We start from the raw sequence: 14007 nt of genomic DNA, 5'->3' as shown, positions 1-14007 counted from the left end.
CCCCTCGCCACAGGAACTCACCTGTCACACAAAACTCACTAGTCATAGAGATCTGATCTGGCACCAGAGTTTTTCAAGCAATCTTCCGATCAAGGCCCGCCAATGACTTCCAAGCGTAACTCCAAAGCGCCCGCCGGCATGGTTCGAGTGCGGGGCGCCCGTGAACATAACCTGAAGAACGTCGACATCGACATCCCCCGCGATGCGCTGGTGGTGTTCACCGGGGTGTCCGGTTCGGGCAAATCCTCGCTGGCATTTTCGACTCTGTACGCCGAAGCGCAGCGGCGTTACTTCGAGTCGGTGGCTCCGTATGCACGACGCCTGATCGATCAGGTCGGCGTACCGGACGTCGATTCCATCGAAGGCCTGCCGCCCGCCGTGGCCCTGCAACAACAGCGCGGCACGCCGAGTACGCGCTCGTCGGTGGGCAGCGTCACCACGTTATCGAGTCTGATCCGGATGCTCTATTCCCGTGCCGGCAGTTACCCGCCGGGGCAGGCGATGCTGTACGCCGAGGATTTCTCGCCGAACACCCCGCAGGGCGCCTGCCCGCAGTGTCATGGCCTTGGCCGGGTCTACGAAGTCACCGAAGCGCTGATGGTGCCCGATCCGAACCTGACGATCCGCCAACGCGCTGTGGCGTCCTGGCCGCTGGCGTGGCAAGGGCAGAACCTGCGCGACATTCTCGTGACCATGGGCATCGACGTCGACATCCCGTGGAAGAAACTGCCGAAAAAGCAGCGCGACTGGATTCTCTTCACCGAAGAAACCCCGACCGTGCCGGTGTACGCCGGGCTGACCCCGGAAGAAACCCGCGTCGCCCTCAAGCGCAAAATGGAGCCGAGCTACCAAGGCACCTTCACCGGTGCGCGCCGCTACATCCTCCACACCTTCACCCACTCGCAAAGTGCGCTGATGAAGAAGCGCGTTTCGCAGTTCATGCTCGGCAGCCCTTGCCCGTTGTGTGACGGCAAACGCCTCAAGCGTGAAGCGTTGTCGGTGACCTTTGCCGGCTACGACATTGGCGAGCTGTCGCAGATGCCGTTGCTGCAAGTGGCCGAGGTGTTGCGGCCCGTCGCGGCGCAGAGTTATCTGGAGCACGCCGAGGAAACCGGCGAGACCTTGAGCCACGCGCAAACCCGTGAGGCCCGTCAGCAACGGGTGGCCCATGGCGCCAGTGGGCATGCCAGCGCGCCGGACGTGCGACACACGCCGAACCTGTCGCTGGAGAAACGTCTGGCGGCGCAACGCATTGCCGAGGATCTGCTGGAGCGGGTCAGTACGCTGACCGACCTGGGCCTCGGTTATCTGGCGCTGGAGCGCAGCACGCCGACATTGTCGTCCGGTGAGTTGCAGCGCTTGCGGCTGGCGACGCAATTGGGGTCGCAACTGTTTGGCGTGATCTACGTGCTCGACGAACCCTCGGCCGGTTTGCACCCGGCGGACGGCGAGGCGCTGTTCGAGGCCTTGCAACGGCTGAAAGCTGACGGCAATACGCTGTTCGTGGTCGAGCATGACCTGGAAACCATGCGCCGCGCCGACTGGTTGATCGACGTCGGCCCGGCGGCGGGCGAGCAGGGTGGGCAGGTGTTGTACAGCGGCCCTCCGGCAGGATTGGCCGGGATTGAAGCGTCGCAGACTCGCGCTTATCTGTTTGCCGAAACCGGACGGCCAATCCGTGCGGCACGCAAGCCGACGGCGTGGTTGAAACTGGACGGTATCACTCGCAACAACCTGAATAATCTCAGCGCTGAATTCCCGCTGGGCTGCTTCACTTCGGTGACCGGCGTGTCCGGGTCCGGCAAGTCGAGTCTGGTCAGTCAGGCGTTGCTGGAGCTGGTCGGCGCGCAACTCGGGCGGCCGACTGCCGAGGCGGAGCCTGAAGAACTCAGCCTTGAAGATGATGCGCCGCAGCTCAGCAGCGGCCAGGTCACGTCAGGGCTGGAGTCGATCAAACGGCTGGTGCAAGTCGATCAGAAACCCATCGGCCGCACGCCGCGCTCCAATCTGGCGACCTACACCGGCCTGTTCGATAACGTGCGCAAGCTGTTCGCCGCGACGCCCGAAGCCAGGGCTGCGGGTTACGACGCCGGGCAATTCTCCTTCAACGTCGCCAAGGGCCGTTGCGCCACGTGCGAGGGTGAAGGCTTTGTCAGCGTGGAATTGTTGTTCATGCCCAGCGTGTACGCGCCGTGCCCGACCTGTCATGGCGCGCGGTACGACCCGCAGACGCTGGCAATTCTTTGGGAGGGCTTGAGCATCGCGCAGGTGCTGAAATTGACCGTCGATGAGGCGGTGACGGTGTTTGCCGGGCAGCCGGGGATTCGGCGTTCTTTGGAAGTGCTGCGTGATATCGGCCTCGGGTATTTAAGGCTCGGGCAACCGGCCACGGAGCTTTCCGGCGGTGAAGCGCAACGGATCAAACTGGCCACCGAGCTGCAGCGTAATCAACGTGGCGCGACGTTGTATGTGCTGGATGAGCCGACTACAGGGTTGCATCCGCGCGATGTCGATCGGCTGTTGGAACAGCTGGACACGCTGGTGACGGCGGGGCATACGGTGATCGTGGTCGAGCACGAAATGCGCGTGGTTGCGCAGAGTGACTGGGTGATCGACATTGGGCCGGGAGCGGGGGATCAGGGCGGCAGGATTGTCGCCGCTGGCACGCCGCAGAAGGTTGCGGCGAGCAAGAAGAGCAAGACTGCGCCGTTTTTGGCCCGTGCCTTGAACCGATAAGATTTGGTGCCCTTATTGGCCCCATCGCTGGCAAGCCAGCTCCCACATTGGTTCTGTAAATGACACTAATCCCTGTGGGAGCTGGCTTGCCAGCGATGACGGTCTGTCAGGCGCCGTCGAGGGTGCGGCGGACTTTTTCGAGCAGTTCGCTGATCTGGAACGGTTTGACCAGCATGTCCATGCCGCTGCCCAGAAACACCTGCCGATTGATCGCCGTTTCTGCATACCCGGTCATGAACAGAATCGGTAAACCCTCGCGCCAGCCCCGCGCAACGTCTGCCAATTCACGGCCACTCATGCGCGGCAAGCCGACATCGGTCAGCAGCAGGTTGATCGAAGCATCGTTCTGCAAGCGCTCCAGCGCCGTTTCGATATCCGCCGCCTGCGTGCAGCGGTAACCCGCGTCTTCCAATACTTCGGTGACGAACATGCGCACCGACGGCATGTCCTCGACGATCAACACATGCTCACCCGTGCCTTGTGGATCGACAACCGGTGACGGCACATCAGCGCCGGTCGGATCGCTGGTGGCCGGCAACATGATCGTCACCTCGGTGCCGCGCCGCGCCACGCTGCGGATGTGTGCGTCACCCCCGGATTGGCGGGCAAAACCATAGATCGTCGACAGCCCCAACCCGGTGCCCTGGCCCAGCGGTTTGGTGGTGAAGAAGGGGTCAAACACCTTGTCGATGACATTGTGCTCAATCCCGGTGCCGTCATCGCGCACCGACAACGCCACATACGCGCCATCGGCCAGATTCGGATCGCCATGGGAGTAGGCGGCATAGGTGTTGACCCAGATGTTGCCACCCGAAGGCAGCGCATCGCGAGCGTTGATCACCAGGTTGAGAACAGCGCTTTCCAGTTGCACCGGGTCGACCAGCGCAATTGCCGGTTTCGATGTCAGCTCAAGCTTGAGGTTGATCCGTTCACCGATGGTGCGCACCAGCAATTCTTCCAGCGAGCGCACCTGCTCATTGATGTCCACCGGCCGCGTATCCAGCGGTTGCTGGCGGGCAAAGGCCAGCAGACGGTGGGTCAGCGACGCGGCACTCATGGCCGAATTCAGCGCGGCCTCGGAGTAAAACTGCACCTTGTCCAGACGTTGATCGGCGACGCGTTTCTGGATCAGTTCCAGGCTGGTGATGATCCCGGTCAGCAGGTTGTTGAAGTCATGCGCGATGCCGCCAGTGAGCTTGCCCAACGCATCCATTTTCTGCACTTGCAGCAGTTGCGATTCGGCGCGCACGCGCTCGGCGACTTCCTTGGCCAATTGCGTGGTGGTGTCGTTCAGTTGCGCCAGGTGCGAGCGCTCGCGATGACGGTGCTCGGTGACGTCCTCGACAAACACCAGGCTCAACTCTGGCGTGCGATAGGGCGAAATCTGCCACTCGGTCTCGCGAAGCTCGCCGAGCACACGCATGTTCAGCGTGCCTTTCCAGCGCTCGCCATCGACCAGGCGCAGACGCAGTTCGTTGAGAATCGCGCTCTGATCGTCGGCGAAGCATTCGCGCAGGGTTTGCGGATCCTGATTGTCGAGGATCAACTGGGCGAAAGCGTGGTTGCATTCATGCACTTTCAAATGTGCATCAAGCACCGCAATCGGTGCCGAGACGTTGACGAAAATCTCGCGAAAGCGCGCCTCGCTCTCACGCAGGGCATTTTCGGTGTCGCGTACTCGCAGCAGCGTGCGCAGGGTCGCCAGCAACACGTCGGGATCGACCGGGTGAATCAGGTAAGCGTCGGCACCGGCGTCGAGGCCGGTGATGATGTCGCCGGTCTGGATCGATGCAGCGGAAACATGGATCACCGGCAGCAACGCCGTGCGCGCGTCAGCGCGCAAAATCCGCACGATGTCGAAACCGCTCATGTCGGGCAGATTGACGTCGAGGATCAGCGCATCCAGCGGCTCGCTTTCGATCAGCGCCAGCCCATCAGTGCCGGTGCCGGCTTCCAGCACCTCATAATCGTGACGCTCCAGGCGTCGGCGCAGGGCGTAGCGAGTGGCGACGTTGTCGTCGACGATCAACAGGCGGATGTCACGTTTCATCGACGTTCTCCAGAGCGATCGCCAGCGGAATGATCACGAAGAAGGTCGAACCGACCCCTGGCGTGCTTTCCAGCCCGACTTCACCGCCCAGCAGGGCCGCGAAGCGTTTACACAGCGACAGGCCCAGCCCGGTACCGCGCAAACGCTTCTGCAACGGCGAGTCGACCTGGGAAAAGTCCTCGAACAATGCGCCATGCAGCTCGGCAGCGATACCAATACCGGTGTCGCTCACGGCAAAACGCACTTTGTCGACGCCTTCGAGCCGCGCCGATACCCGCACTTCGCCACGGGTGGTGAACTTCAGCGAGTTGGAAATGAAGTTACGCAGGATCTGTGCGAGCTTCTTATCGTCGGTGTACAGGCGCGGCAAGCCGACCGGTTCTTCGAAGATCAGATCGACCGCCGAGGCATCGACAATCGGCCTGAACATCCCGCGCAGGGCGGAGAACAGGTCGAACATGTCGAACCACGCCGGAGAAATGGTGATGCGCCCGGCCTCGATTTTGGCCAGATCGAGCAGGTCATCGACCATGTCGCTGAGTTCGCGCGCAGCCGTGCTGACGAACGCCACCTGCTTGTGTTGTTCGGGACTGAGCGGGCCGTCGAGTTCATCGGCGAGCAGGCTGTTGATACTGAGGATCGAGCCCAATGGCGTGCGAAATTCGTGGCTCATGTACGACAGAAAACGGCTTTTCAGATCCGAGGCCTGACGCAGCTCTTCGGCCTGGGTGTCGAGTTCGGCGTACAGGGCCAGCACGCCCTGATTGGTTTCATCGAGTTCTTCGCGCAGGGCCGCGGTTTCGCTCTGCAACTGCGCAATCAGCGCGGTCTGCTCGGCGCTGTTGAGAATCGGCGACTCAGCCATGGGCGGCCTCCAGGGCAACGACCAGCACCGTTACATCGTCGCGCCCGCGACAGAAGTCGCGGTGCAGGACGCTGGCTATCACGGCGGGATGGCGGTGCACCAGGCCGGGGTAGTCTTGAAGGTTCCAACGGGACTGCAAGCCGTCGCTGTACATGATCAATAGATGTCCGTTCACGTGAGCATAGTCAAAGGGCCGGGCTTTCCGGTATTGCACGCCGACGATTCCCGGGTGCGAGGCCAATCCGCGGGATTTGTCGGCGGCGATCAGGCTGGCGCCGATGTTGCCGACGCCGGCGAAGGTCAGGCGGTCGCGCCGCGCATCGAACTGGGCGAACGCGACGGCGCCACCACGGCTGCCGATCATGTCACGGTGCAGATCTTCCATCAGCATGACTGGTTCGGCGAAGGGTGTCAGGGCAAAGGTTTCGGCGCCTGCAAGACCGGCGCGTTCGGCTTCTTCGCCATGGCCCAGGCCGTCGATGATCAGCGCGCTGATGTTGTCGTCTTCATAGGCCAGGTGCCAGACATCGCCGCAGGCAGGATCGTTGTGCAGTGAGTGCTGGCTAACTCCGAAACGAATGTCCGGCGCCCGATCGGTGCGCGGATACAGTCGCGCCAACAACACCGCGCCACGGGCATCGGCGTACACATCAAACACTTCGGTCTGGCGTGATATTGAGCCAAGACCGATGCCTTGAGTGCCTCCGGTCGAGAAACCGTCGGCCAGACAAGCCTCCAGATCAAAGCCCTGCGCGCGGTCTACGGCGAGCATTTCGATGCCGAAACCATTGGCACGCGGCAACACCCTCAGGTGCATTTCACCGTGGCTGGCGTGCTTGAGTATGTTGCTGGCCAACTCTGTCGCCACCAGTGCCACGCGTCCGGCATCACGCTCATCGAAGCCATGCCGTTCGGCCAGTTGCTGCGCGGTACGCCGTGCGTAGCCGATCTGGCTGCTGTCCTCGATCGGCAGCACTTGGGTCAGGCTTGTGCCGATATTCATGTCCATCGGGTAATCGTTATTCGAGTGCCTTTGCCGGGCTCGGTGTCCAGTTCGAACTCTTCCACCAGCCGTTTGGCGCCGGTCAGGCCCAGCCCCATGCCGCTGCCGGACGTCCAGCCATCGGTCATCGCCAGTTTCAAGTCGGGAATGCCCGGGCCTTCATCGCGGAAGGTCAGGCGCAGACCGACCTTGTGATCCTCATCGAGAATCTGCCAGTCCATGTCACCGCCGCCACCGTACACCATGGTGTTGCGTGCCAGTTCGCTGACGGCCGTGACCATTTTGGTCAGGTCGATCAGGCGCATGCCGCACTCGGTGGCGAGCTTGCGCGCGGTCTGCCGCGCAAGTACCACGTCTTGCTCGATATGGATGGGTTGAGTACCGCTACTGCGCACGGTCATTGCCGGTCTACTCGTTCCTGCAGCAGTTTCATCCCGCGCTCGACGTTCAATGCCGTGCTAACACCGGGCAGCGTCAGGCCGAGTTCGACCAGGGTGATCGCCACTGCCGGCTGCATGCCGACCAGCATGGTTTCGGCGTCCATGATTTTCGACAGGCCGGAGATCGTGCTGATCATTCGGCCAATGAACGAGTCGACCATGTCCAGTGCAGAGATGTCGATCAGCACGCCACGCGCCGAGGTCTTGCTGATGCGCTCGGACAAGTCGTCCTGCAAGGTGAGGGCAAGCTGGTCATGCATGTCGACCTGAATGGTCACCAGCAGGAATTTGCCCATTTGAAGAATCGGGATACGTTCCATATTCAAGCCGTCTTGATGAGGCTGACACCCAGACGGGTCAGGGCCAGTTTCAGTGCGTCAGCCAGATTGGCCTTGGTCACCACGCCTTGCAGGTCGAGGCCCAGATGCACGATGGTTTGCGCGATTTGCGGGCGCACGCCGCTGATGATGCAGTCGGCACCCATCAGGCGGATCGCCGTGACGGTTTTCAGCAGGTGCTGGGCAACCAGGGTGTCGACGGTCGGCACGCCGGTGATGTCGATGATGGCGATTTCCGAACCGGTGTCGACGATGCGCTGCAGCAGCGATTCCATCACCACTTGGGTGCGCTGCGAGTCGAGGGTGCCGATCATCGGCAGCGCCAAAACGCCGTCCCACAGCTTGACCACCGGGGTCGACAGCTCCAGCAATTCTTCCTGTTGACGCTTGATCACCGCTTCGCGGGATTTCTGGAAAGTACGGATGGTGTGCATGCCGAACGCGTCGAGCAGCTCGGAAACTTCCCAGAGTTGTTCGGCGAGCAGTGCCGGTTGTTCTTTGTAATGGGCCTGGAGCAGGTTAAACAACGGGCCTTTGAGGGCGAAGATGAAGCTGGCGGTCTGCTGCGAATCCTGACCGAGCAGGGCGCGGCTGTGGGAAAGCTTTTCGAGGAACTGACGGGTCGATTCCCAGCCCGGGGCATTGATATTGGTGCCGTTGTCGCTTTCCAGGCCGCTGACCACCAATTGCAGGAACTCGCTGGTCTGTTGCTGTACATCGTGACCTTTCAAATTACGCGTGGCACCGCTGGTTTCCAGCCCGTTGACCCATTCGCCCAGCAGTTGTGTCTGTTTGTTTTTCATCGCATCGAGTGTGCTGTTCTGCAGTGCTGCCATGTGCCTGTTGCTCCGTAGCGAATTAGGGGCCGATCGTGGAAAAATGACCGGCGCGGAATCAATGACATTTGCCGTTTGAAATAGTTGTTCGTTGCCGCGAGGATATTTTTGATCTGGCGCAAAGAACGCCCCGGTAACTTTAGTCGGCGTGGCAAGGAGTGGAGATGTTTTGAACGTTGGCGCGGGCCAGCCTTCGAATGTTCAAGGCCCGACTGGTTTCAGTCGCGCTTGCTTTGACGACCGAGGTGAACATGAACGAGCAATCGAAGCAACAACAGAATCAGTCCGCCGAACCGATCAACCGTAACGACCCGGCGATCGACCCGCAAGTGCCGGGGCAACCGGCGCCAACGCAGCAACAGGGTGATAAAGAACAGGCGCAAAGCGCTGACCCGGCGGTGGATCAGAAGAATCAGCACACGGACAACGACAATGAATTCAGTCCGGGTTTCGAGCCGAAGCCGGATCGGGCGAAGCCGGGGGAGGAGACGGATGCCGATATTGATACGGACGGCGGTTAAGATCGGCGGACATGACAAGGCCGCATCCAATGGATGCGGCCTTTTTTATGGACAGTTACTTGCTCGGGTGTTTGGCCTGCAACTCTTTCGCCGCGGCCAGGTGTTTTTCTAGCGCAGGGAGCATTTTCTGCGCAAACGCTTTCAATTCGGTAGCGCCTTTGACTTTGTCATCCGTCACGGTATTAGCCTGTTTCTTGAACAGCTCGATGGTTTCTTCGTGGGCTTTCACCTGATTATTGGCGTAAGCGGCATCGAAAGACTCATCGCGCAGGTCGAGGATTTTTTCCTTGGCCTGTTTGACCAGTGTCGTGGTATCCGGGACTTCGATATCGTTGGCCTTGGCAATGCTCGCCAGTTCATCGTTGGCCTTGCCATGGTCAGTGATCATCATGTTGGCGAAGGCCTTGATGTCGGCAGACGCGCTTTTTTCCAGGGCCAAACGGCTGGTTTCGATTTCGGCGATGCCGCCGGCGGCCGCGTTATCGACAAAGTCATTGTCAGTGGCGGCGAAAGCGCTGCCCATGCCGGTGCTCAAAGCGACAGCCAAAAACAGATGACGCAGGTTGAATCCGTCCATTGGTGTATCTCCACGCAGGTTTTTATGGGTGTTATGCAATGGAGGCAACGCGGCGAATAAAGGTTTTATCGCATTTGCGACAGGGCGACGAACGGGCACCGCTGGTCTGACAGGTGGTCGACAGAACCGTCCAACCAAGGCCATTCTGATACTTGGCCCGCGCAATCGGTCGCGTTGGCCAGCCGATCAACTGACGGAGGTGTTCCATGCCGGTTTCCCATGACCTGTTTCAGGACTTGAGTTGCACAAAGGAAGAGATCCAGCAAAAACGCACCCAGGATCCACGACTGGATTCACTGATCAACAAGTATTCTCAGGCTGACGCCGACGTGGTCAAGGCCGAAACGGCCACATCGGATGCCCCCAGCGACGACACACTGAAAAAACTCAAAGAGAAGCGTCTGAAGGTCAAGGACGAGATCGTCAGCCATTTACAGATATCGTCATGATCCACGTTTGATCCGCCGACCTGCGGTTGCGGATTGACGGGAACGACAGCCACGACCGGCACCTCGAATGTTCAGAGTCTTCAATCAGCGACTCTTTGCGAGGTGCCTTATGAACGATCCCAAATTTCCCAGTGAAGAGCAGGGCGCTTTTGACCCGGTTCCGACGCATCCCGAGCCTAATAGCCCGGCGCACACCACGGCCAATCCTGATGAGCCGGATGAAGAATTGCCGGAAGACGAAGATCCCGACAAGTTCGATAAATCCAGCAACTGACAGACCGCCATCGCTGGCAAGCCAGCTCTCACAGTGGAGGGTGTTGACCACAAACCCTGTGACCAACATTGCACCCTGTAGGAGTGAGCCTGCTCGCGATGAGGCCTGCCCGGTCAACATCTCATTGACTGAACCAACGCCATCGCGAGCAGGCTCACTCCTACACCGTCCGGTGTTAGATCCATAATCCCCAGCGACAGCAAAACCTCCCACAGTGGAGGGTGTTGACCACAAACCCTGCGATCAACATTCCCCCCCTGCAGGAGTGAGCCTGCTCGCGATGAAGCCAGCCCGGTCAACATCTCATTGACTGAACCAACGCCATCGCGAGCAGGCTCACTCCTACACCGTTCGGTGGTGGATTCATAATCCCCAGCGACACAAAAACCTGTGGGAGCTGGCTTGCCAGCGATGGCGTCAGTCAATCCAATACACATCCTGCGGTTTCACTTCAGCGCCGCATCCAATGGCAACCGCGCCATGTGCGTCGCCTTCAGCGAGCCGAAATACAACCACTGCCCATACTCGCGCACCGTGGTGATTGGCGAATAATTGCCGCTGCTGGTGTCTTGCAGATTGGCGATCACCTTGCCGTCCAGATCCAGCCCCAGCACAAACCCGCGTTTCTCCACCGGTTTGGGCAATACCGTCAGTGACCGCGCGATCATCTTGCGCACGAACGGATGCCCGGCCGTACCATCCAGCAGCGGCGTACGTGGCGCATACAGCGCGACCCAAAACCGCTTGCTGCCATTGAACGCCAGGTTGTCCGGCAGCCCGGGGAGGTTGTCGATGAACAGGTCATGCGTGCCGGCCTTGGGGCCGGTCAGCCAGTAACGACTGATGCGGTAGGCGCCGGTTTCGTTGACCAATACATAGGCGTCATCCGGGCCGAGGGTCACGCCGTTGGCAAACTGCAGCTTGTCCAGCAGAACACTGGTTTTGCCGCTCTGGAAGTCATAGCGCAGCAGACGGCCATCGCCGCTGTGTTCGATGATCGCCTCGCCGTCGTGCCCGTAGCCCCAACGGCTGGAAGCATCGCTGAAGTAGGCGTAGTGCCCGGACTGGTCGATGGCGACATCATCGGTGAAACCGAACGCCACGCCATTGGCCTCCGTGGTCAATGGGATCAGGCGGCCCTGCGCGTCGAGCGAGAGCAAGCCCTTGACCGCGTCGGCGATCACCAGCAGACCGTTCGGATGCCGCGCCAGTCCCAGCGGCCGCCCGCCCGTATCCGCCAGCACCTGGCGCGCCTTGCCGTCGAGGCTGGTGCGGATCAGTCGGCCGTCGTGCAGCCCGGTGATCAAGAAGTCTTCCTCCAGCAACAACGCCTCAGGCCCTTCAATGTCGCTCGGCCCGACCTGTGCCGTGCCGTTGAGTCGCTGGTTTTCGGCATACAGCCCAGCGGTCAGCGAGGGCGCTGGCTGGGGTGTCCAAGCGACCGGTTCGACTTTGGTGGGCATCAGCAGCAAAAAGGCGATGACGATGACGATCAGCAGCAGAAAAATGTGCCGCAGCTTCATGCGCTCGCCCTCGCTGACAGCGAGTACTGCGCTGCCATATCGCGCAACGCCAGCATTGAAGCGGCCGATTCGCGCTCGATGCGCCGTTTGAGTAGTAACCGGTTGGCAATGCGCATGCCCAAGCCCTCGAAACGGTAGTCGAGGGTGCGAACAAACCGTGTAGCGCTGGCATCCCCTGAACATTCATACGTCAGCAGCAGTGACAGACCATGATCGCCTTGGGCGCGTGCGCACCAGCGCCGGCCAGGCAAATATTCGGTGACATCCCAACGCAAGTGACCCGCACGCCCGCCGGCATGAATATCCTCCTCGAAGTGCGCGCCGGCGTGGAGCGGGCCTTGCGCGCCGTCGATCTTCAGCGACGACGGATGCCATTCTGGCCAGCGGCTGACGCTGGCGGCGTAGGCGAGGACGGCGATCGGCTCGCCGGCGATATCGATCTGGTGCTGCATGCGGGTCATGGGCATTCTCGAATAGCTCAAGGGGCTGGCTTCGGGCTCCCAGTACAGGGTGCCGAACAGGTAATCCATCAACGGCAAAACGATATTGAAATTGCGCTCCTGCATGCGCTCGCGCCGGTGATGCAGCTCGTGCAGGCGGCGCATCTGGCGGATCCACGGCAAGCGGGACAGCGGGTTGTTCGGCGGCAGATGCTCACAGGCGTGAAACACCTCATACGTCAGGTAACCGAGCACCATGCAACCGCCAAACAACCCGGCCACGTTGGCGTTGAATTGTGCGAACAGCCACCACAAGGGCAGGGTGATGACCAGCGTGTGGATGACGATCAGCCACGCCGGAAACAGAATCACCCGCCAGTCGCGGGCGCTGTCGTAGGTCATGTGGCCGGGGGTGAAGAAGCTGTGATGATCGCCGGCGTGCCGCGCGTAGAACAGTTTGGCGAAGGCCTTTTTGTGATGGCCGAGATGGCGATGAACCATGTACACGGCAAAGTTGAAAAACAGCAACGTCAGCGGCACGGTCAGCCATTCAAGCGCGCTTGCCTGATGCACTCGGCCCCAGAACACACCAATGGCGAGCGCACCGAACAGCAGCACAAACGTGCCGTGCAGCCACGGGTTGTACAACGGATGGATCGCCGCACGGTAGCGGCTGCGAAATGCCTCGGTGGTCTGCCTCACTGCGTTCACCTGTGGGTATTGTTGTTATACCCGGCAGATTAGCCGATCCGGCGGTTTGTGCAGGTCAGACCTTGAGGTCACATGCGCCAGGATCCGGTGCAAAGCGGCCGCTTCAGCTCAACGGGTTCCAGCGTTGTGACCAGTCGTCATCGGTCCGGATCACTTCGCGCAGCAGGTCGAAGGCGTGCTGCAGCGTCGCCGAGTCGCGGTCGCGCGAATAGACCAGGTAGGTCGGGTAGCTGAATTCCGGGGCTTTGGTCACCGGTTCCAGTGCGCCGCTTTCCAGGTAGGTGCGCACGACGCGGGTGCGGAAATAGCCGCTGCCGCCGTTTTCGAGGATGTATTGCAGGGCCAGCGGGCCGAGGTTGAAACTCAGCGCAGCCTTGGCCTTTTCCGGCAGGGCGGCGTCGTGCTGCCGGCGGAAATCCGGACCCCAGTCGATGTAGACGTAGGGATCCGGGCGGTCGGGGGCGCGCACCAGAATCAGCTTCTCTTCGAGCACTTGCTCGACCTGCAGGCCCGGCCAGTATTCCGGCTGATAGACCAGCGCCGCGTCGAGTACGCCCAATTCGAGTTGGTGCAGCAGGTTTTCGCCATCGCGGATTTCCATGCGCAGCGCATGACCGGGGATTTTCTCACGCAGTTCGGCGGCCCAACTGAGCATCAGCGGGTTGCACAGGCTGACTTCGCCGCCGATGTGCAGCACGTTGTGATAACCCTCGGGCAGCGGCAGGTCACGGCGGGCGGCCTCCCAGGTCTGCACCAGTTGGTTGGCGTAGACCACGAACGCTTCGCCATTGGGCGTCAGCTTCGCCCCGGCGCGGTTGCGCACGAACAGCGTGCTGCCCAACTGGCTTTCGAGTTTCTGCACCCGAGCGGTGATCGCCGTTTGCGTGACGAACAGTTTTTGCGCGGCGGCGGCGAGACTGCCGTGGCGGACGATTTCAAGAAAGGTGCGGGCGAGGTCGATGTCCATGGGCGGGCCGGTGTTTGAAGTGCGCGCATTGTAAGTGTCCACTCGGTACCGCGTCATCGTTCATCGCTGGCAAGCCAGCTCCCACAATTTCAAAGGCGTTTTCAAAACCTGTGCCTAAACGCAAAACCCTGTAGGCGTGAGCCTGCTCGCGATGGCGTCGGTTCAGCCAATGAGGATGTTGGCTGGGCTGGCCTAATCGCGAGCAGGCTCACGCCTACAGGGGGCAATGTTGATCACAGGGTTTGTGGTCAACACCGTCCACTGTGGGAGCTGGCTT

Annotated in this window: 14 protein-coding genes; 4 read left to right on the top strand and 10 right to left on the bottom strand. The window is 60.8% G+C overall.

The annotated features are described in order from the left end of the window. Nucleotides 1–102 precede the first annotated feature (102 nt). Nucleotides 103–2736, top strand: a complete 2634-nt coding sequence (locus PMI37_RS21350; protein WP_008084836.1) for an excinuclease ABC subunit UvrA — start codon at nt 103–105, stop codon at nt 2734–2736. Nucleotides 2737–2842: 106 nt separating this feature from the next. Here the strand turns inward: PMI37_RS21350 and PMI37_RS21345 are convergent, their stop codons facing one another. From PMI37_RS21345 to PMI37_RS21320, 6 genes are read right to left on the bottom strand one after another with little or no spacing between them, the layout of a single operon-like run. Further along, nucleotides 2843–4786, bottom strand: coding sequence for a response regulator (locus PMI37_RS21345; protein WP_008084833.1), 1944 nt, complete (start codon nt 4784–4786; stop codon nt 2843–2845). Further along, the gene (locus PMI37_RS21340) at nt 4776–5651 is read right to left on the bottom strand and encodes a sensor histidine kinase (RefSeq protein ID WP_008084832.1); all 876 of its coding nucleotides are present in this window, start codon (nt 5649–5651) and stop codon (nt 4776–4778) included. Before PMI37_RS21340 ends, PMI37_RS21345 begins: the two co-directional genes overlap by 11 nt. Next, nucleotides 5644–6654, bottom strand: a complete 1011-nt coding sequence (locus tag PMI37_RS21335; protein WP_008084830.1) for an ATP-binding protein — start codon at nt 6652–6654, stop codon at nt 5644–5646. Before PMI37_RS21335 ends, PMI37_RS21340 begins: the two co-directional genes overlap by 8 nt. Then, on the bottom strand, nt 6651–7055 hold the full coding sequence (locus PMI37_RS21330; RefSeq protein ID WP_008084828.1) for an anti-sigma regulatory factor: 405 nt from the start codon (nt 7053–7055) through the stop codon (nt 6651–6653). The genes PMI37_RS21335 and PMI37_RS21330 overlap by 4 nt, the downstream gene beginning before the upstream one ends. Beyond that, nucleotides 7052–7414 (bottom strand): STAS domain-containing protein, encoded by a 363-nt coding sequence (locus PMI37_RS21325; RefSeq protein WP_007912539.1) that lies wholly within the window; start codon nt 7412–7414, stop codon nt 7052–7054. Before PMI37_RS21325 ends, PMI37_RS21330 begins: the two co-directional genes overlap by 4 nt. A 2-nt stretch (nt 7415–7416) precedes the next feature. Beyond that, nucleotides 7417–8268: an STAS domain-containing protein gene (locus tag PMI37_RS21320; RefSeq protein ID WP_008084827.1), complete on the bottom strand. Its 852-nt coding sequence runs from the start codon at nt 8266–8268 to the stop codon at nt 7417–7419. 251 nt (nt 8269–8519) lie between these two features. On the opposite strand from PMI37_RS21320, the gene PMI37_RS21315 reads away from it, so the two are divergent. Continuing rightward, nucleotides 8520–8789: a hypothetical protein gene (locus PMI37_RS21315; protein WP_008084825.1), complete on the top strand. Its 270-nt coding sequence runs from the start codon at nt 8520–8522 to the stop codon at nt 8787–8789. Nucleotides 8790–8844: 55 nt separating this feature from the next. On the opposite strand, the gene PMI37_RS21310 is transcribed toward PMI37_RS21315, so the two are convergent. Continuing rightward, complete coding sequence (locus tag PMI37_RS21310) at nt 8845–9366, bottom strand: DUF4142 domain-containing protein (RefSeq protein ID WP_008084823.1); 522 nt, start codon at nt 9364–9366, stop codon at nt 8845–8847. A gap of 206 nt (nt 9367–9572) precedes the next feature. Between PMI37_RS21310 and PMI37_RS21305 the strand changes: the two genes are divergently transcribed. Together PMI37_RS21305 and PMI37_RS32070 are read left to right on the top strand one after the other, a co-directional pair. Continuing rightward, nucleotides 9573–9815, top strand: a complete 243-nt coding sequence (locus tag PMI37_RS21305) for a DUF465 domain-containing protein (protein WP_008084822.1) — start codon at nt 9573–9575, stop codon at nt 9813–9815. 109 nt (nt 9816–9924) lie between these two features. Then, nucleotides 9925–10089 carry a hypothetical protein gene (locus PMI37_RS32070; protein WP_008084820.1) on the top strand — a complete coding sequence of 55 codons (165 nt, stop codon included), beginning with the start codon at nt 9925–9927 and terminating at the stop codon, nt 10087–10089. Nucleotides 10090–10535: 446 nt separating this feature from the next. Here the strand turns inward: PMI37_RS32070 and PMI37_RS21300 are convergent, their stop codons facing one another. The 3 genes from PMI37_RS21300 to PMI37_RS21290 all read right to left on the bottom strand — a co-directional run bounded on the left by PMI37_RS21300 (nt 10536) and on the right by PMI37_RS21290 (nt 13730). Continuing rightward, nucleotides 10536–11612 (bottom strand): SMP-30/gluconolactonase/LRE family protein, encoded by a 1077-nt coding sequence (locus PMI37_RS21300; protein ID WP_008084819.1) that lies wholly within the window; start codon nt 11610–11612, stop codon nt 10536–10538. Continuing rightward, nucleotides 11609–12754: a sterol desaturase/SRPBCC family protein gene (locus PMI37_RS21295; protein ID WP_008084817.1), complete on the bottom strand. Its 1146-nt coding sequence runs from the start codon at nt 12752–12754 to the stop codon at nt 11609–11611. The genes PMI37_RS21300 and PMI37_RS21295 overlap by 4 nt, the downstream gene beginning before the upstream one ends. Nucleotides 12755–12866: 112 nt before the next feature. Beyond that, a complete protein-coding gene (locus PMI37_RS21290) occupies nt 12867–13730 on the bottom strand; it encodes a LysR family transcriptional regulator (RefSeq protein WP_008084815.1) in 864 nt (287 codons plus the stop codon). Nucleotides 13731–14007 lie beyond the last annotated feature (277 nt).

Source organism: Pseudomonas sp. GM80 (assembly GCF_000282515.1).
Taxonomy (GTDB): domain Bacteria; phylum Pseudomonadota; class Gammaproteobacteria; order Pseudomonadales; family Pseudomonadaceae; genus Aquipseudomonas.
Note: the sequence above shows the minus strand (reverse complement) of the source record. Positions and strands in the feature narration are given on the sequence as shown.

Excerpts from the sequence above, each read along its gene's own strand:
- PMI37_RS21350 (WP_008084836.1), top strand. The coding sequence starts at position 103 with ATGACTTCCAAGCGTAACTCCAAAGCGCCCGCCGGCATGGTTCGAGTG.
- PMI37_RS21345 (WP_008084833.1), bottom strand. The coding sequence starts at position 4,786 with ATGAAACGTGACATCCGCCTGTTGATCGTCGACGACAACGTCGCCACT.
- PMI37_RS21340 (WP_008084832.1), bottom strand. The coding sequence starts at position 5,651 with ATGGCTGAGTCGCCGATTCTCAACAGCGCCGAGCAGACCGCGCTGATT.
- PMI37_RS21335 (WP_008084830.1), bottom strand. The coding sequence starts at position 6,654 with ATGAATATCGGCACAAGCCTGACCCAAGTGCTGCCGATCGAGGACAGC.
- PMI37_RS21330 (WP_008084828.1), bottom strand. The coding sequence starts at position 7,055 with ATGACCGTGCGCAGTAGCGGTACTCAACCCATCCATATCGAGCAAGAC.
- PMI37_RS21325 (WP_007912539.1), bottom strand. The coding sequence starts at position 7,414 with ATGGAACGTATCCCGATTCTTCAAATGGGCAAATTCCTGCTGGTGACC.
- PMI37_RS21320 (WP_008084827.1), bottom strand. The coding sequence starts at position 8,268 with ATGGCAGCACTGCAGAACAGCACACTCGATGCGATGAAAAACAAACAG.
- PMI37_RS21315 (WP_008084825.1), top strand. The coding sequence starts at position 8,520 with ATGAACGAGCAATCGAAGCAACAACAGAATCAGTCCGCCGAACCGATC.
- PMI37_RS21310 (WP_008084823.1), bottom strand. The coding sequence starts at position 9,366 with ATGGACGGATTCAACCTGCGTCATCTGTTTTTGGCTGTCGCTTTGAGC.
- PMI37_RS21305 (WP_008084822.1), top strand. The coding sequence starts at position 9,573 with ATGCCGGTTTCCCATGACCTGTTTCAGGACTTGAGTTGCACAAAGGAA.
- PMI37_RS32070 (WP_008084820.1), top strand. The coding sequence starts at position 9,925 with ATGAACGATCCCAAATTTCCCAGTGAAGAGCAGGGCGCTTTTGACCCG.
- PMI37_RS21300 (WP_008084819.1), bottom strand. The coding sequence starts at position 11,612 with ATGAAGCTGCGGCACATTTTTCTGCTGCTGATCGTCATCGTCATCGCC.
- PMI37_RS21290 (WP_008084815.1), bottom strand. The coding sequence starts at position 13,730 with ATGGACATCGACCTCGCCCGCACCTTTCTTGAAATCGTCCGCCACGGC.